Here is a 15,331-nt window from a genome sequence, read left to right as displayed (position 1 = left end):
TTCCCCTCGTGATTCCCGACGTCCCGCCCGGCATCCGGCTGCTCGGGCTGGCCGGCGCTCCGGGCGTCGGGAAGTCCACGCTCGCGGCCGCGCTGGGACTGCCGGTCGTCCCGATGGACGGCTTCCACTACGCCGACGTCGAGCTCGAGCGCCGCGGGCTGCTGGACCGCAAGGGAGCACCGGAGACCTTCGACGCGGAGGGGTACGCCGCGCTGCTGCGGCGGGTGCGGACCCGCGAGCCCGACGTGGTGGCGCCCATGTTCGAGCGGGACCTGGAGCAGCCGATCGCCGCCGCCATCCCGGTGCCCGCCGCCGGGACCGTGGTCACCGAGGGCAACTACCTTCTGCTCGACGAGCCGCGCTGGCACGCCGTGCGCGCCGAGATCGACGTGGTCTGGCACCTCGAGGTCGACGACGACGTGCGCGTGGAGCGGCTGGTGGCCCGGCACGTCGCGTTCGGCAAGTCGCTCGCCGCCGCCCGTGAGTGGGTGGCGCGGGTCGACGAGGCCAACGCCCGCCTGGTCGAGGCCGCCCGCTCCCGGGCCGACCTCGTCGTCGACGTCAGCGCCTGGGCTCTGCGGCGTACTCCCCCGGCGTGAGCCCGGTGACCGCGCGCCAGTCGCGGGCGAAGTGGGACTGGTCGGAGTAGCCCAGGTCGGCGGCGACCCGGGCCAGGTCGGGGCGCTCCGCGTCGGCGAGGCGCTCGGCGGCCTCGTGCAGGCGGCGGCGCTGGATCAGCCACTTCGGCGTCAGCCCGATCCGGCGCGCGGTGAGCCGTTGCAGCGTGCGCTCGGTGATCGCGAACTTCTCGCAGACCTGGCCGACCCGCTGCACGGACGGGTCGCCCTCGACGTGCTCGACGATCGCGTTGACGAGCAGGCCCTCGTCGTCGACCGGGAGCAGCGTGCGCAGCCACGACTCGACCTCCGCCACGGCCGCCTGCTGGCGGTCGGGGTCGTCGGGGTGGTCGCCGACGGCGGACCGGATCCGACCCGCCAGCGCGTCGTCGTCGAGCGGCACGGTGACGTCGGTCAGCCGGGTGATCGGGCCGCCCGCCAGCACCTGCCCGGCGGCGGGGTGCAGCATCGTGCCGAGCGCCCAGCCGCTGCCGCTGAGCTCCTGCGTGGACAGGCCGGTGGTCGGTCCGACGAGCAGCGCGTAGTCGGCGGAGACCACGACCAGGCAGACGGGGTACTGCAGCACCCGCTGCAACGACACCTGTCCGTCGGGCAGCGACCAGACGGGCATCCAGTAGCGGCGCACGACGTCGGCGAGCTCCGGGCTCGGCGCGAACCGATGGATCGGCGGCGCGTAGCCGCTCGCATCGAGGAGGTGTGCCCGCTCCGTCGGGTCGATCCGCCGGGTCATGTGTCGGATTCTTGCAAGCGCCGCCGACAGTGCCCGGCCGATGCTGGGGTCATGAGCTTCTACGACGACGCAGCCGACCGCTTCTCCGCCACCGTCTCCGCGACCGACGACTGGTCGGCGACCAGCCCCTGCGAGGGCTGGACCGCCGCCGACGTCGTCGACCACGTGGTCGACACTGAGCGCTCGTTCCTCGAGGGCCACGGGATCGAGCTGGGACCGCGACCGTCGGGATCACCCGACGCGGTGTGGGCCGAGCACCTGGCCGCCGTACGCCGTGCGGTCGACGACGACGTGCGGGCGCGGGAGTACGACGGCTTCTTCGGCCGCACCACCATGGGTGCGACGTGGGACGACTTCTACGGCTTCGACCTCGTCGTCCACGGCTGGGACCTGGGCTCGGCGGCGGGTCGGCCGACGACCTTCACCGAGGCCGACCTGGACGCGCTGGAGCAGGCGTTCGTCGGCTTCGGCGAGCACGCCTACGACGAGGGCGTCTTCAAGCAGCCGGTCGACGTCCCGGAGGACGCCGACCGGCAGACGAAGATCCTGGCCCGGATGGGCCGACGCGCTACTTAGGAGGCATCCGGATGCCGCCGTCGACGCGGATCACCTCGGCGTTCATGTAGCTGTTGGTGATGCACTCGACGACCATGCTGGCCAGCTCGTCCGGGACGCCGAGGCGCTTGGGGAAGAGCACGCTCTCACCGAGCTTGGCCTTGAACGCCTCGGATGCCTCGCCCTCGCCGTAGATCGGGGTGTCGATCAGGCCGGGGGCGATGGTGTTGAGGCGGATGCCGGAGGCGGAGAGGTCGCGGGCGACCGGCAGGGTCATGCCGACGACGCCGCCCTTGGAGGCGGAGTACGACGCCTGCCCGATCTGGCCGTCGAAGGCCGCGACGCTCGCCAGGTTGACGATCGCGCCGCGGCAGCCGTCGGCGTCGGGCTCGTTGCGGCTCATCGCGGTCGCGGCGAGGCGGGTCATGTCGAACGTGCCGATCAGGTTGATCTTGATGACGCGGGTGAACGCCTCGAGGTCGTGGGCGGAGTCGAACTCGCCGTCGCGACCGATCGTGCGCTGCGCCCACCCGATGCCGGCGGAGTTGACGACCGCGCGCAGCGGCGCGATCTCGGCGGCGGCGGTGACCGCGGCCTTGATCTGGTCGGTGTCGGTGACGTCGACCTGGGCGAAGACGCCGCCGATCTCCTGGGCGAGCGCCTCGCCCTTGTCGGCCTGCAGGTCCGCGACCACGACGACCGCTCCCTTGGCGGCGAGCTGACGGGCGGCCGCGGCACCGATGCCCGACGCGCCGCCCGTGACGATGGCACTGGCTCCGTTGATGTCCATGCGCCGGACGATAGCGGTCGTCAGAGCGAGGTGGTCCCCCGGGCGACGATGACGGCGGGGCCGGTGAGCAGGACCCGGTCGTCCTCGGTCCAGGTGACGGTGAGGGTCCCGCCGGGGACGTCCACGCGGTAGGCCGAGCCGGGGCCGAGGCCGTCGGCCACCGCCGCCGCGACCATCGCCGCGCACGCGCCCGTGCCGCAGGACCGGGTCTCCCCCGAGCCACGCTCGTGCACCCGCATCGCGACGTGCCGGTCGCCGCGGCGTACGACGAACTCGACGTTGACGCCCTCGGGGTACGTCGCCGGGTCGTGCTCCGGCGGGTCCAGCAGGTGTCCGGCGTCGTCGAGCGAGTCGACGAAGGCGACCGCGTGCGGGTTGCCCATGTCGACGTGCCGCGCGACCCAGGCGTGCCCGGGGACGGCGACCGTGGTCTCGCCGAGCACCCGCGGGGTGCCCATGTCGGCGGTGATCAGGTCACCGTCGACGGTCAGCGTCTTGAGGCCGTCGCGGGTGCCGACCGGGATCGGCGCCGACCCGTCGACCAGCCCCTCGTCGACGAGGTGGCGCGCGAAGACCCGGATGCCGTTGCCGCACATCTCCGAGACCGAGCCGTCGGAGTTGCGGTAGTCCATGAACCACCCGCCGTCCTCGCGGACGACGCGCAGCACGCCGTCGCCGCCGATGCCGGCCCGGCGGTCGCAGAGCGCGCGCACCCGCTGGGCCATCTCGTCGGGCGAGAGGTCGCCGTGGACGCTGCCGTCGTGGTCGGGCAGCAGCACGAAGTCGTTCTCGGTGCCGTGGCCCTTGAGGAAGGGGTAGTCAGGCATACATGCCCTTCTCGTAGTTCTCGGGCTTGTAGTACTCGTCGAGCTGCTCGAGCGTCATGCCGCTCGGCTCGACGTCGTGGGCGATGACCGCGCGCCGCGGCACCACGCCGGTGGGGTCCCAGGTCTCCGGCTTCCACAGCCCCGATCGCAGGAACGCCTTGGCGCAGTGGAAGAAGATCTCCTCGATCTCGACGACGACAGCGAGGACCGGCCGGTGACCCTTGACGACCATCTCGTCGAAGAACGGCGCGTCGCTGACCAGCCGCGCCCGACCGTTGATGCGCAGCGTGTCGCCGCGGCCGGGGATGAGGAAGTTCAGGCCGACGTGCGGGTTGTCGAGGATGTTGCGGTAGCCGTCCGCGCGCCTGTTGCCGGGGCGCTCGGCGAGCGCGATCGTCGTGTCGTCGATGACGTGCACGAGCCGGCCCGCCGGGTCGCCCTTGGGCGAGGCGTCGCAGCGACCGTCGGACGACGAGGTCGCGAGCACGCAGAACGGTGACGCGGCGAGCCAGTCGCGGTCGACGTCGAGGAGCGCGGTGCGGCCCTTGTCGCGGGCGCGCTGGCCAGGCTCACCGAGCAGGCCGACCAGCGCGTCGACGGAGGTGATCTCGGTCCAGGTGGGGGCGGTCGTCACCCCTCAACGGTACCGGCGCCGTCATCTCCGTTTCCGGCTGACGACACCTGCCGAGCCACCGCCGCGGCGATCCGGCTCGGCCGCGGCCGTCAGCCGCCCGCCCCGACCGATCTCGATGCCGGTCGCGGCGCCGATCTCGTGGGTGCCGGTGAAGATGTCCTCGTAGGTGACCACGTCGTGGCCGAGCGCCTCGAGCGCGGGCCCGTACGCCGCCGCGAACGCGGGCTCGGCCTGGTCGGTCGCCCCGTTGCGCTGGGTGACCCGCGGAGCCGCGATCGCCTGCGGCAGCGTCATGCCGAGGTCGATCCGGTTGACGAGCGTCTGGAGCACGGTGGTGATGATCGTCGAGCCGCCGGGAGAGCCGAGCGCCAGCACCGGCTTGCGGTGGCGGAGCACGATCGTCGGCGACATCGACGAGCGCGGCCGCTTGAGCGGCTGGATGCGGTTGGGGTCGGCCGGGTCGTACTCCGCCGAGAAGTCGGTGAGCTCGTTGTTGAGCAGGAAGCCGCGGCCGGGCACCACGATCCCCGAGCCGCCGGTCTGCTCGATCGTCAGCGTGTAGGAGACCACGTCGCCCCAGCGGTCGACGACGGTCAGGTGCGTCGTCTCGGTGTTCTCCGTGTCTGCGGCCGCCGGTCCGCGGCCGGCCGGGCTCCCGCACACCCCGTCGTACGACGTGACGTCGCCGCCGGCGACGGGCTTGGGCAGCGTCGAGGTGGGGCTGATCGCGCAGTTGCGCTCCGCGGCGTACTCGTCGGAGAGCAGCTGCTGGCGCGGCACCAGCACCTTGGCGGGGTCGCCGACGTACTTGCCGCGGTCGGCGAAGGCCAGCGCGCTGGCCTCGAGGTAGAGGTGCAGCGCCTGCGCGCGCGGCAGCGTGCCGAGCGGGTGGCGCTCGAGGATGTTGAGGGCCTCGCCGACGGTGGTGCCGCCCGATGACGACGGCGCCATGCCGTAGACGTGGAGTCCGCGGTAGCCGACGTGGGTCGGCTTCTGGTCGAGGGCCCGGTAGCGGCGCAGGTCGCGGACGACCAGGTGCCCCTTCGGCACCGGCAGCGCGGTGCGCGCGGTGGTCGGCGGCTTCCGCACCGCCCGCACGATCTCCCGGGCGATCGCGCCGCGGTAGAACGGCGCGGTGCCGCGGTCGGCGATGAGGTCGTAGGTGGCGGCGAGGTCGGGGTTGCGGAAGGTCGAGCCCACGCGCGGCAGGTGGCCGTAGAGCGGGCGCGTGGAGGTGAAGGCCCGGAACCGCTCCAGGTTCTGCTGCACCTGGCTGCGGAAGGTGTTGTCGACGACGAAGCCGTCGGCGGCGAGCCGGGCGGCCGGCCGCAGCACGTCGCCCAGGTCGCGGGTGCCCCACCGGTCGAGGGCGCGCTGCCAGGTCGCGAGCGTGCCGGGCACGCCGACGGAGACGCCGCTGGTCACCAGCTCCGGCGAGAAGTTGTAGGGCTTGCCGGTCTCCGGGTCGATGAACGCGTTGCGCGGCATCGCCTTAGGAGCGGTCTCCCGGCCGTCGATGGTGCGCACCTTGCCGGTCTTCGCCGAGTAGTGCACGAAGTAGCCGCCGCCACCGATGCCGGCGCTGAAGGGCTCGGTGACCCCCAGCGCGGCCGCGGTCGCGACCGCGGCGTCGGTGGCGTTGCCGCCGGCGCGGAGGACCCGCAGCCCGACGGCCGTGGCGTATGGATCGACGGACGACACGGCGCCGCCGTACCCGCGCGCCGTCGGGCGCTTGACCGGGTCGGCCTGGGCCGGCGCGACGACCAGCAGGGCGGGGACGAGCAGGGCAGGTACGACGATCCCGAGACGGCGCATACGGCGCCGGTATCCGCTCAGAGCGGACCCGAAACGGCGTAGCGCGCACAGAGGAAGGCGCCGTTGCGGTCGAGCTCCTTCAGCTCGAGGTTCCACCGCCGCGGGAAGAGCGGTCGACCCGCGCCGAGCGTCACCGGCGCGATCGAGAGGACGATCTCGTCCAGCAGTCCGTGCTCGGCGAACTGGGCGGCCAGGTCCCCGCCGCCGACCATCCAGACGTTCCTGCCGCCGGCCGCGGCGACCGCCTCGGCGTGCACCTCCGGCACCGGCGCCTGCGTGAAGGTCAGGCCCTCGCCGATCGCCTCGAAGTCGCGGTGCGTGAAGACCCAGCACGGGATCTCGTAGGTCCACCTCTCGCCGGTCCTGGCGAGGTGGTCGACCAGCCACTGGTACGTCGTCGCGCCCATGACCATCGCCCCGACGTCCTTGATGAAGTCCTCGTAGTTCATCGGGCCGCCCTCGTCCTGCGGCTGCACGAACAGCCACTCGAGGGAGTCCTGCTCGTCGGCGAGGAACCCGTCCAGGGTGGTCGCGGTGTAGAAGATCGTCGTCACGCGGTCGCCTCCGTGCGTCGTCGCAGCCAGTTGATCGGGTCGCCCTCGTCGGCGTCGACCCCGAGCTCGCGCAGCATCGCCCGGACGCCCAGCCGGCGGTGCGCGTCGTAGGTCAGCACGTGCGCGACGATGCTGCCGAGCACGAAGCTCTCCGGGGGCTCGCAGAGCGCGTCGACGATCCGGTCGTCCCAGGCGGCACGCCGCTCCATGTCGCGCAGCATCTCCAGCCAGCGCGGCGCGACGTCGTCGTGGCGGCGCCGCAGGGCGCCGACGTGGTCGGGCCGGTCGGCGGGGAAGTCCTCGCCGAGGATCGCGGCCAACCAGACCTCCTTGGTGAAGACCAGGCTGGTGAGCACCGCCGCGACCGACGCCTCCTCGCCCTCCCAGCTGTGCACCCGGGCGCCCGGCGACAGCTCGCGGCGGTAGTCGCCGTCCGTCAGCTGCTTGGCCAGGTCGATGAGGTCGCGGGTGTCGTCGAGGTCGTGGTGGACCAGCAGGTCCAGCGGCTGGGTCATCGTGTGCTCCCCGGTGTGCACCCACAGCGACATGGGTGGGTGGAAGTGGATCCCGTTGGGCGCGGGCAGCCAGTGGTCGCCGTCCGCCCGCTCGCTCGGCGGGTGGCCGTAGGCGCGCGCGAACGCACGCCCGAACCCCTCCGCCGACTCGTAGCCGGCGGCGAACGCCGCGTCGGTCACGGTCGCGCCGCGGCTCAGCTGCCAGGCGGCGCGCTCGAGCATCACGCGGCGGCGCATCGCGACGGGTGGCTCGCCCGCGCCCGCCGAGAGCTGGCGGGTGAAGTGGTACGGCGAGGAGTGCGCGCCGCTCGCCATCTCGTCGAGGCTGCGGTGCTGCTCGTCCAGCACCGCGTCGAGCAGCTCGCGGAGCCGGTCCTTCCCCGTCATGGGTCCAGTCTGACCTCGACGCGGCCCCTCCCGCCCGACCGATCTTGCTCAGGTCGTCGGGATCGCCGCGACCGCCTTGTCGACCAGGTCCGCGTCGTCGAAGCGGATCCAGGTCACCCGCGGGTCCTTGCGGAACCACGAGTCCTGGCGGCGGGCGAAGCGACGGGTGGCGACCACGGTGCGCTCGCGGGCCTCCTCGAGCGACAGCTCGCCGCGCAGGTGGGCCGCGACCTCGCGGTAGCCGATCGCGGTGGACGCCGTGCGGCCCTCGGCCAGCCCCTCGGCCAGCAGCCGCTCGACCTCGGCGACCAGCCCCTGGGCGAACATCAGGTCGACCCGCTGCACGATCCGCGCGTCGAGGGTCGGCCGGTCGATGTCGACGCCGATCTGCGCGCTGTGCGGGTCGGCGTACTCCAGCGTCGGCAGCGACGCCGTGAAGGGCCGCCCGGTGATCTCGACGACCTCGAGGGCCCGCACGATCCGCCGGCCGTTCTCGACCAGGATCCGCTCGGCCGCCTCCGGATCGACCGTCCGCAGCCGCTCGTGCAGCACCGCGGGGCCGACCTCGTCGAGCTCCGCCTCGAGCCGGCGTCGCACGGCGTCGTCGGTGCCGGGGAACTCGAAGCGGTCCAGGATCGCCCGCGTGTAGAGCGCCGACCCGCCCACGAGCACCGGCGTGCGGCCGCCCGCACGCAGGTCCGTGATGACGGCCCGCGCCCACCCCTGGAACTCCGCGACCGTCGCCGGGTCGCGCACCGACAGCGTGTCGAGCAGGTGGTGCGGGATGCCGCGCCGCTCCGCCTCGGGGAGCTTCGCGGTGCCGACGTCCATGCCGCGGTAGACCTGCATCGCGTCGGTGTTGACGACCTCGCCGCCCAGCCGCTCGGCGAGGTCGAGCGAGAGGCCCGTCTTGCCCGAGGCGGTGGCCCCGACGACCGCGACGATGGGGGTCGAGGGGGTTGGTGGCACGTCGTTAGTGTGGCAAACATGAGCGAGACGCAGCGGCCCCCGGGTGAGCACGACAGCGAGCTCCCGAGCGAGCGCGATGCCGTCGGCGGAGGCGCCGAGCAGGAGGAGAATGCGGAGACGTCGCTCGACGAACCGTCGGACGGCACGGGAGGTGAGTGAGATGAGCGAGTTCGACTTCCACGAGGACCCGCTGCCCGAGGAGGAGGAGCTGCCGGTCTCCGAGGACACCGGCACGGTCTACGGCACCGCCGGCGAGGCCGAGCAGACGCCGCACGACCTCGAGGACCTCGAGGACGAGGGGTGACGTCGACCGAGGGCTACACGGAGAGGTACGCCGCGGCGCACGGCCGCTTCGTGGTCGTGCCGGCCTCCTACGTCTTCCTGCTGCGCGAGGGCGCCACGGGGGACGAGGTGCTGCTCCAGCTGCGTCAGAACACCGGCTACATGGACGACCACTGGGCGGCGGCCGCTGCCGGGCACGTCGAGCGCGGCGAGACGGCGTGCGACGCGGCGCGCCGCGAGGCGCTCGAGGAGCTCGGCGTCACCGACGTCGACCTGACCTTCGTCACCTCGATGCAGCGGACCCGCCACGACCAGGCGATCGACGAGCGGATCGACTTCTTCTTCACCGCCCGTGCCTGGTCCGGCGAGCCGCGGATCGTCGAGACCGAGAAGGCCGTCGAGCTGCGCTGGTGCCCGCTCGACGCGCTGCCGGACCCGGTGGTGCCGCACGAGCGGGCCGTGTTGGAGTCGCTCCGGGCGGGTACGACGCAGGCGTACTGCACGTTCGGCTTCTGACCCCGGAAGGGGGACCATGACGGACCTCGGACCCAAGCCCGAGCCGGAGATCGAGCCCGGCGAGCCCAACCCCGGCGGGGTGGACGCCGTGCCGGAGGACACCAACGGCACCACGCCCGACCCGCCGGTGAGCGACAACCCCTCGATCGCCGAGAAGGTGCCGGACGCCCTCAGGCAGGAGGTCGAGGAGCCCGAGGACACCTCCACCGAGGCGACCGAGTCCCCCGACGGTGCCGACGAGGATCCCGAGAAGGAGTCACCGGCATGAGCGACCTCAACCCCGCACGGAACCCGGACGAGGAGCTGCGCGCCTCCAACTCCAACCAGCACGGCGACGACGGCGTCCGCGACTCCTCGGAGCGCGAGCGCGACCCCGACGAGGACACCCCGCCCGAGCAGTCGCCCGGCAACCCGGAGCAGAACCCCGTCGGCATCCCGCCGAAGGCGGGCTACTCCAGCAAGGACCCGCGGTCGGACTAGCGCAGGCGGGTGACCTCGAGCGGCGTCTCGACGGCGGTGCCGTCCGGCCCGCGCTCGACGAAGTAGGCGCCGGCGCCGTCGAGCTCGGCGTACGCCCCGACCATCTCGGTCCCGCGGTAGAGCAGGCCGGCCCCGTCGTCCGTGGCGTAGCCGTGCGGAAGCGTGCCGTCGGCGACGAGCGACTGGTAGAGCGGACGCCGCTGCGGCTCGCTGTCGTAGTGGACGCCGTTGGACCACGGCAGCAGGCCGAGCCCGTTGGTGATCGGGCGCAGCTGCGGGCCGAAGGAGTCGGTGGTGCCGCCGACGTGCCAGCAGAGGGAGCCCGCGGAGACGCCGGTCAGGACGACGCCGGCCTCCCAGGCGGTCCGCATGGCCTCGTCGACGCCGTGCAGCCGCCACATCGCGAGCAGGCCGGCGACACTGCCGCCCCAGACCCAGACCACGTCCTGCTCCAGCAGGTGCGCGGTGATGTCCTCGACGTTGGGCATCGTGAAGAGCTGCAGGTGGGAGGCCTGGAAGCCGCGGTCCTGCGCCGCGGCGTAGAAGTCGCGGTAGAGGCCGGCGTCGTCCCCGCAGGCGGTGCCGAGGAACGTCACGCGGGGGGCGCGTCCGGTGACCCCGGACAGCTCGACGGCGTGGTCGGTCAGGGGCGCGACGCCCCAACGCAGCCGGTCGTGCCGGCCAGCGCCGCCTGAGGTGGCGAGGATGGTGGGGGCGTCAGCTGGCACGGGTGCTCCTGGTCCGAGAAGGGCTGCCTCAGCGGCAGACCGGTGCGTCCGGCAGCGGCGAGGGTACGCCCACGCTCGGCATGCCGAGCACCACCCCCGCCGGTGTCGGCGTGGCGTGGCGCGCCTCCCACGCGTCGCCGGAGCGGGTGCGGCGTACGTCGATCACGTCGCCGTCCGCGACGAGGTGGTGCGGTGCGGCGTACGTGATCTCGACGGTCACCATGTCGCCGGGGCGCACCTCGACGCCGGCGGGCGGGGTGAAGTGCACCAGCCGGTTGTCGGGGCCGCGGCCGGAGAGCCGGTGCGTGGCGGTGTCCTTGCGGCCCTGCCCCTCGGCGACCATCAGCTCGACCCGGCGGCCGACGAGCCGCTTGTTCTCCTCCCACGCGACCTCGCTGACCAGCGCGGCCAGCCGCTCGTAGCGGTCCTTGACCACCTCGGGCGAGATCTGGTCGGGCAGCGTGGCCGCGGGGGTGCCGGGACGCTTGGAGTACTGGAACGTGAACGCGCTGGAGAAGCGCGCCGCGCGCACGACGTCCAGGGTCGCCTGGAAGTCCTCCTCGGTCTCGCCGGGGAAGCCGACGATGATGTCGGTGGTGATCGCGGCGTCGGGCATCGCGGCGCGGACCCGCTCGATGATGCCGAGGAACCTCGCCTGCCGGTAGGAGCGGCGCATGTCCTTGAGGACCTTGTCGGAGCCGGACTGCAGGGGCATGTGCAGCTGCGGCATCACGTTCGGCGTCTCGGCCATCGCCTCGATGACGTCGTCGGTGAACTCCGCCGGGTGGGGCGAGGTGAAGCGGACCCGCTCCAGCCCCTCGATCTCGCCGCAGGCGCGCAGCAGCTTGGAGAACGCCTGCCGGTCGCCGAACTCGACGCCGTAGGCGTTCACGTTCTGGCCCAGCAGGGTGACCTCGGAGACGCCCTCGGCGACCAGCGCCTCGATCTCGGCCAGGATCTCCCCCGGGCGGCGGTCCTTCTCCTTGCCGCGCAGGCTCGGGACGATGCAGAACGTGCAGGTGTTGTTGCAGCCGACCGACACCGACACCCAGGCGGCGTACGCCGACTCGCGGCGGGTCGGCAGCGTCGACGGGAAGACCTCGAGCGACTCCAGGATCTCGACCTGCGCCTCCTCCTGCACGCGCGCCCGCTCCAGCAGCACCGGCAGCGAGCCGATGTTGTGGGTGCCGAACACCACGTCGACCCACGGCGCCTTGGCGGTGATCGTGCTGCGGTCCTTCTGCGCCAGGCAGCCGCCGACGGCGATCTGCATGCCCGGCGTCGCGGCCTTGATCGGCGCCAGGTGGCCGAGGTTGCCGTAGAGCTTGTTGTCGGCGTTCTCGCGCACCGCGCACGTGTTGAACACGACGACGTCGGCCTGCGCACCCTCGGGCGCCGCGAGATAGCCCGCGTCCTCCAGCAGCCCGGACAGCCGCTCGGAGTCGTGGACGTTCATCTGGCACCCGTAGGTGCGGACCTCGTACGTGCGCGCGCTCATGACAGTCGTCAAGGGTACGGCGGACTGCGCCGCCGCCCGAAACTCCGGCGTCGGGCGCCGACACCCCAGGAAGGCGGTAGCCCGAACGGGCCATGCTGACTAGTGTCCTCGGCATGACAGCGTCGTCGACCTCCGCACCGCGCACGGGCGAGGGGGCCGCGGTCGACCTCGCGGGCGTGAACAAGTGGTTCGGCGACCTGCACGTGCTGAAGGACATCGACCTCAGCGTCGAGCGCGGCGAGGTGGTCGTGGTCATCGGGCCGTCGGGGTCGGGCAAGTCGACGCTGTGCCGCGCCATCAACCGGCTCGAGACCATCGACGGCGGCTCGATCACCCTCGCCGGGGAGCCGCTCCCCGAGGAGGGGAAGGCGCTCGCGAGGATGCGCTCGGACGTCGGCATGGTCTTCCAGAGCTTCAACCTCTTCGCCCACAAGACCGTGCTCGAGAACGTCACCCTCGGCCCGATCAAGGTCCGCGGCGCCAAGCGCGCGGAGGCCGAGGAGAAGGCGCGCCGGCTGCTCGACCGGGTCGGCGTCGGCCACCAGGCGGAGAAGTACCCCGCCCAGCTCTCGGGTGGTCAGCAGCAGCGCGTCGCGATCGCGCGGGCGCTGGCGATGGACCCCCAGCTGATGCTCTTCGACGAGCCCACGTCCGCGCTCGACCCCGAGATGATCAAGGAGGTGCTCGACGTCATGGTCGACCTCGCACGAGGCGGCATGACGATGATCGTGGTGACCCACGAGATGGGCTTCGCCCGCACCGCCGCCGACCGGGTCGTCTTCATGTCCGACGGCGCGATCGTCGAGGAGAACACGCCCGACGAGTTCTTCACCAACCCGCGCTCCGAACGCGCACGGGACTTCCTCGCCAAGATCCTCAAGCACTGACCTTCCGGAACCGACCCCAGCCCTTCGCCCTAACTCGGAAAGAGGAGAAGAGATGCGACTCATCAAGAAGACGACCCGGAGGGCAGGGGTGGCTGCGGTCGCCCTCGCCCTGGCCGGCGCCCTCGCCGCCTGCGGCGACGCAGGCAACGACGACGACGAGAGCGGCACCGAGGTCGAGGTCGAGGAGAACGCCGCCGACGAGTTCGACGACGGCACCCGGATGAAGGAGCTGGCCGACAGCGGCGGCATCACGATCGGCGTGAAGTACGACCAGCCCGGCATCGGCTTCAAGGGCGCCACCGACGACATGCCGGTGGGGTTCGACCCGGAGATCGGCAAGATCCTCGCCGCCGACCTCGGCATCGCGCCCGAGGACATCACCTGGAAGGAGACGATCTCCGACAACCGCGAGCCGTTCCTCACCTCGGGCGAGGTCGACCTCGTGGTCGCGTCGTACTCCATCACCGACGAGCGTCGCGAGGTCGTCGGCCAGGCCGGCCCCTACTACGTCACGGGCCAGCAGCTGCTGGTCGGTGCCGACAGCGACATCGACAGCCTCGACGACGTCAAGGGCACCGAGGTCTGCTCGGTGACCGGCTCGACGTCGCTGGAGAACATCGAGGCCGAGGGCGCCAAGCCCCGCGGGTTCGACACCTACTCCGAGTGCGTCGACCAGGTGCTCAACGGCACGGTCGACGCGATGACCACGGACGGGGCGATCCTGCTCGGCTACGCCGCCCAGAACCCCGACCAGCTCAAGGTCGTGGTCGAGCCGTTCTCGGAGGAGCGCTACGGCGTCGGCTACTCGCTCGACCACCCCGAGATGTGCGAGTGGATCTCGGACACCCTCGAGGGGGCGTTCGAGGACGGCTCGTGGGAGGACGGGTTCGCGGCCACGCTCGGCAAGTCCGGCGTCGAGACCCCCGAGCCGCCGGCCCTGGACGAGTGCCCCGCCGCCTGACGGCGGGCTGACCGCAGGCCGGCGGGACCGACGGAGAGGACCGAGAGTTGGACGACCTGCTCGACCAGCGCGACCTGGTGCTCCAGGCGTTCTGGCTGACCATCCAGCTCGCGGTTCTCTCCGGCGTCTGCTCGCTCGCGTTCGGCACCGTCCTCGCCGCGATGCGGGTCGGGCCGATCTCCGTGCTGCGTGGCGCGGCGACGACGTACGTGACGCTGGTGCGCAACACGCCGCTGCTGCTGATGTTCGTGTTCGTCTTCGTCGCCGCCCCCAACATCGGCTGGTTCGTCGGCACGCCGTTCCTCCTCAAGGGCGTGATCGCGGTCAGCGTCTACACCTCGGCCTTCATCTGCGAGGCGGTCCGCTCGGGCGTGAACGCCGTCCCGCTCGGTCAGGCCGAGGCAGCCCGAGCCATCGGCCTGACCTTCGGCCAGACGATGACCAGCATCGTGCTCCCCCAGGCCTTCCGGGCGGTCGTGCCACCCGTGGCCAGCGTGCTGATCGCGATGACCAAGAACACCTCGATCGCCGCGGTCTTCGGCCTGATGGAGCTGACCGGCCGGATGCGCTACTTCACCAACAACAGCGCGGACGACACGGCGATCTTCCTCACCTTCGCGGTCCTCTACATCGTCCTGGTCGAGCTGATCTCGGCCGGCGCGATCGGCCTCGAGCGGCGCTGGCGGGCGGCGAGGTGAGCGCCCGATGAGCACCGTCCTCTTCGACACCCCCGGGCCGCGCACCCGCGCCCGGCACCGGCTGTACACGATCCTCACGGGCGTGGGGCTGGTGGCGCTGCTCGCCTGGTTCGTCTGGTACCTCTACGAGCACGGCGAGTTCGCCTACGAGCTCTGGGAGCCCTTCGTCACCCCGGAGTACGTCGAGGCGCTGTGGCAGGGCCTGCTCGACACGCTCGCGATGGCGGTGCTCGCGATCCTCTTCGCCGTCGTCGCCGGCTTCCTGCTCGGCGTCGGCAAGCTCTCCGAGCACCGGCTGCTGCGCTGGCCGTCGTGGCTGGTCGTGGAGTTCTTCCGCGCCGTGCCGCTGCTGCTGCTCATCATCTTCCTGCGGTTCGGCCCGCTGTCCCTGAGCCCCTACTGGTCGGTCGTGGTCGGCCTGATGCTCTACAACGGCGCCGTGCTCGCGGAGATCACCCGCGCCGGGGTGCTCGCGGTGCCCCGGGGCCAGGTCGAGGCGGCGTACGCCCTCGGCATGCGCAAGACCCAGGTGATGCTGGCCATCCAGCTGCCGCAGGCGGTGAAGGTCATGATCCCGGCGATCATCAGCCAGTGCATCGTGGCGCTCAAGGACACCAGCCTCGGCTTCTACGTGCTCGCGCCGGGACTGACCACCGTCGGCCGCTCGATCTGGATCGAGTTCGGCAACCAGCTCCAGACCGCCCTGGTGCTGTCGGCGATCTACATCGTGTGCAACCTGATCCTCACCGCCGTCGCCATGTGGGCGCAGCGACGGCTGGTCGGCGAGCGCAAGCCGATCGTGCACCCCGTCGACCCCGGCATGGGCCAGGGTGGCCCGGCCCCCGGGTCGTCGTGACGCCTCGCCGG

21 protein-coding genes are annotated in these 15,331 nt (G+C 72.2%); 11 read left to right on the top strand and 10 right to left on the bottom strand.

The annotated features are described in order from the left end of the window. Nucleotides 1-8: 8 nt before the first annotated feature. Nucleotides 9-599, top strand: coding sequence for a nucleoside/nucleotide kinase family protein (locus HZF07_RS19245; RefSeq protein ID WP_309504854.1), 591 nt, complete (start codon nucleotides 9-11; stop codon nucleotides 597-599). On the opposite strand, the gene HZF07_RS19240 is transcribed toward HZF07_RS19245, so the two are convergent. Further along, entirely contained in the window at nucleotides 562-1,368 is an 807-nt protein-coding gene (locus HZF07_RS19240) for a helix-turn-helix domain-containing protein (protein WP_157343861.1), read from the bottom strand. The genes HZF07_RS19245 and HZF07_RS19240 overlap by 38 nt on opposite strands. Before the next feature lie 51 nt (nucleotides 1,369-1,419). Between HZF07_RS19240 and HZF07_RS19235 the strand changes: the two genes are divergently transcribed. Further along, the gene (locus tag HZF07_RS19235; protein ID WP_157343860.1) at nucleotides 1,420-1,944 is read left to right on the top strand and encodes a maleylpyruvate isomerase family mycothiol-dependent enzyme; all 525 of its coding nucleotides are present in this window, start codon (nucleotides 1,420-1,422) and stop codon (nucleotides 1,942-1,944) included. Here the strand turns inward: HZF07_RS19235 and HZF07_RS19230 are convergent. From HZF07_RS19230 to miaA, 7 genes are read right to left on the bottom strand one after another with little or no spacing between them, the layout of a single operon-like run. Continuing rightward, nucleotides 1,937-2,713: an SDR family NAD(P)-dependent oxidoreductase gene (locus HZF07_RS19230; protein ID WP_157343859.1), complete on the bottom strand. Its 777-nt coding sequence runs from the start codon at nucleotides 2,711-2,713 to the stop codon at nucleotides 1,937-1,939. The two genes, HZF07_RS19235 and HZF07_RS19230, sit on opposite strands and share 8 nt — an antisense overlap. Before the next feature lie 20 nt (nucleotides 2,714-2,733). Further along, nucleotides 2,734-3,540 carry a diaminopimelate epimerase gene (gene dapF, locus HZF07_RS19225; RefSeq protein WP_157343858.1) on the bottom strand — a complete coding sequence of 269 codons (807 nt, stop codon included), beginning with the start codon at nucleotides 3,538-3,540 and terminating at the stop codon, nucleotides 2,734-2,736. Further along, nucleotides 3,533-4,174 (bottom strand): pyridoxamine 5'-phosphate oxidase family protein, encoded by a 642-nt coding sequence (locus HZF07_RS19220; RefSeq protein ID WP_181645395.1) that lies wholly within the window; start codon nucleotides 4,172-4,174, stop codon nucleotides 3,533-3,535. The genes dapF and HZF07_RS19220 overlap by 8 nt, the downstream gene beginning before the upstream one ends. Nucleotides 4,175-4,195: 21 nt before the next feature. Further along, a complete protein-coding gene (ggt, locus tag HZF07_RS19215; RefSeq protein WP_157343856.1) occupies nucleotides 4,196-5,989 on the bottom strand; it encodes a gamma-glutamyltransferase in 1,794 nt (597 codons plus the stop codon). Nucleotides 5,990-6,006: 17 nt separating this feature from the next. Continuing rightward, nucleotides 6,007-6,543, bottom strand: a complete 537-nt coding sequence (locus HZF07_RS19210) for a dihydrofolate reductase family protein (protein ID WP_181645394.1) — start codon at nucleotides 6,541-6,543, stop codon at nucleotides 6,007-6,009. Then, the gene (locus HZF07_RS19205; RefSeq protein ID WP_157343855.1) at nucleotides 6,540-7,445 is read right to left on the bottom strand and encodes a helix-turn-helix domain-containing protein; all 906 of its coding nucleotides are present in this window, start codon (nucleotides 7,443-7,445) and stop codon (nucleotides 6,540-6,542) included. Before HZF07_RS19205 ends, HZF07_RS19210 begins: the two co-directional genes overlap by 4 nt. Nucleotides 7,446-7,493: 48 nt before the next feature. Then, nucleotides 7,494-8,414: a tRNA (adenosine(37)-N6)-dimethylallyltransferase MiaA gene (gene miaA, locus HZF07_RS19200; protein WP_181645393.1), complete on the bottom strand. Its 921-nt coding sequence runs from the start codon at nucleotides 8,412-8,414 to the stop codon at nucleotides 7,494-7,496. Between the two features lie 18 nt (nucleotides 8,415-8,432). Here miaA and HZF07_RS19195 point away from each other — a divergent pair, with 18 nt between their 5' ends. Genes HZF07_RS19195 through HZF07_RS19175 form a run of 5 tightly spaced genes read left to right on the top strand, consistent with a single transcriptional unit; the run spans nucleotide 8,433 to nucleotide 9,692 of the window. Next, nucleotides 8,433-8,573 (top strand): hypothetical protein, encoded by a 141-nt coding sequence (locus HZF07_RS19195; protein WP_181645392.1) that lies wholly within the window; start codon nucleotides 8,433-8,435, stop codon nucleotides 8,571-8,573. A gap of 1 nt (nucleotide 8,574) precedes the next feature. After that, nucleotides 8,575-8,718, top strand: a complete 144-nt coding sequence (locus HZF07_RS19190) for a hypothetical protein (protein ID WP_157343854.1) — start codon at nucleotides 8,575-8,577, stop codon at nucleotides 8,716-8,718. Then, nucleotides 8,715-9,212, top strand: coding sequence for an NUDIX hydrolase (locus HZF07_RS19185; RefSeq protein WP_181645391.1), 498 nt, complete (start codon nucleotides 8,715-8,717; stop codon nucleotides 9,210-9,212). The genes HZF07_RS19190 and HZF07_RS19185 overlap by 4 nt, the downstream gene beginning before the upstream one ends. A 16-nt stretch (nucleotides 9,213-9,228) precedes the next feature. Beyond that, nucleotides 9,229-9,480 (top strand): hypothetical protein, encoded by a 252-nt coding sequence (locus HZF07_RS19180; protein ID WP_157343853.1) that lies wholly within the window; start codon nucleotides 9,229-9,231, stop codon nucleotides 9,478-9,480. Further along, the gene (locus tag HZF07_RS19175) at nucleotides 9,477-9,692 is read left to right on the top strand and encodes a hypothetical protein (protein WP_157343852.1); all 216 of its coding nucleotides are present in this window, start codon (nucleotides 9,477-9,479) and stop codon (nucleotides 9,690-9,692) included. The genes HZF07_RS19180 and HZF07_RS19175 overlap by 4 nt, the downstream gene beginning before the upstream one ends. Here the strand turns inward: HZF07_RS19175 and HZF07_RS19170 are convergent. Together HZF07_RS19170 and miaB are read right to left on the bottom strand one after the other, a co-directional pair. Continuing rightward, nucleotides 9,689-10,420, bottom strand: a complete 732-nt coding sequence (locus HZF07_RS19170; protein ID WP_181645390.1) for a Type 1 glutamine amidotransferase-like domain-containing protein — start codon at nucleotides 10,418-10,420, stop codon at nucleotides 9,689-9,691. The two genes, HZF07_RS19175 and HZF07_RS19170, sit on opposite strands and share 4 nt — an antisense overlap. A gap of 28 nt (nucleotides 10,421-10,448) precedes the next feature. Further along, the gene (miaB, locus tag HZF07_RS19165; RefSeq protein ID WP_157343851.1) at nucleotides 10,449-11,918 is read right to left on the bottom strand and encodes a tRNA (N6-isopentenyl adenosine(37)-C2)-methylthiotransferase MiaB; all 1,470 of its coding nucleotides are present in this window, start codon (nucleotides 11,916-11,918) and stop codon (nucleotides 10,449-10,451) included. A gap of 113 nt (nucleotides 11,919-12,031) precedes the next feature. Here miaB and HZF07_RS19160 point away from each other — a divergent pair, with 113 nt between their 5' ends. Genes HZF07_RS19160 through HZF07_RS19145 form a run of 4 tightly spaced genes read left to right on the top strand, consistent with a single transcriptional unit; the run spans nucleotide 12,032 to nucleotide 15,320 of the window. After that, nucleotides 12,032-12,805 (top strand): amino acid ABC transporter ATP-binding protein, encoded by a 774-nt coding sequence (locus HZF07_RS19160; RefSeq protein WP_157343849.1) that lies wholly within the window; start codon nucleotides 12,032-12,034, stop codon nucleotides 12,803-12,805. Between the two features lie 52 nt (nucleotides 12,806-12,857). Further along, nucleotides 12,858-13,766 (top strand): glutamate ABC transporter substrate-binding protein, encoded by a 909-nt coding sequence (locus tag HZF07_RS19155; RefSeq protein WP_157343848.1) that lies wholly within the window; start codon nucleotides 12,858-12,860, stop codon nucleotides 13,764-13,766. A gap of 47 nt (nucleotides 13,767-13,813) precedes the next feature. After that, entirely contained in the window at nucleotides 13,814-14,464 is a 651-nt protein-coding gene (locus tag HZF07_RS19150) for an amino acid ABC transporter permease (RefSeq protein ID WP_157343847.1), read from the top strand. Nucleotides 14,465-14,471: 7 nt separating this feature from the next. Beyond that, nucleotides 14,472-15,320, top strand: a complete 849-nt coding sequence (locus HZF07_RS19145) for an amino acid ABC transporter permease (protein ID WP_157343845.1) — start codon at nucleotides 14,472-14,474, stop codon at nucleotides 15,318-15,320. The last annotated feature ends 11 nt before the right edge of the window (nucleotides 15,321-15,331 follow it).

The sequence above is a fragment of the Nocardioides agri genome (assembly GCF_013778305.1).
GTDB lineage: Bacteria > Actinomycetota > Actinomycetes > Propionibacteriales > Nocardioidaceae > Nocardioides > Nocardioides agri.
The sequence above is the reverse complement of the archived record's forward strand: the minus strand, read 5'-3'. Positions and strand labels throughout refer to the sequence as shown.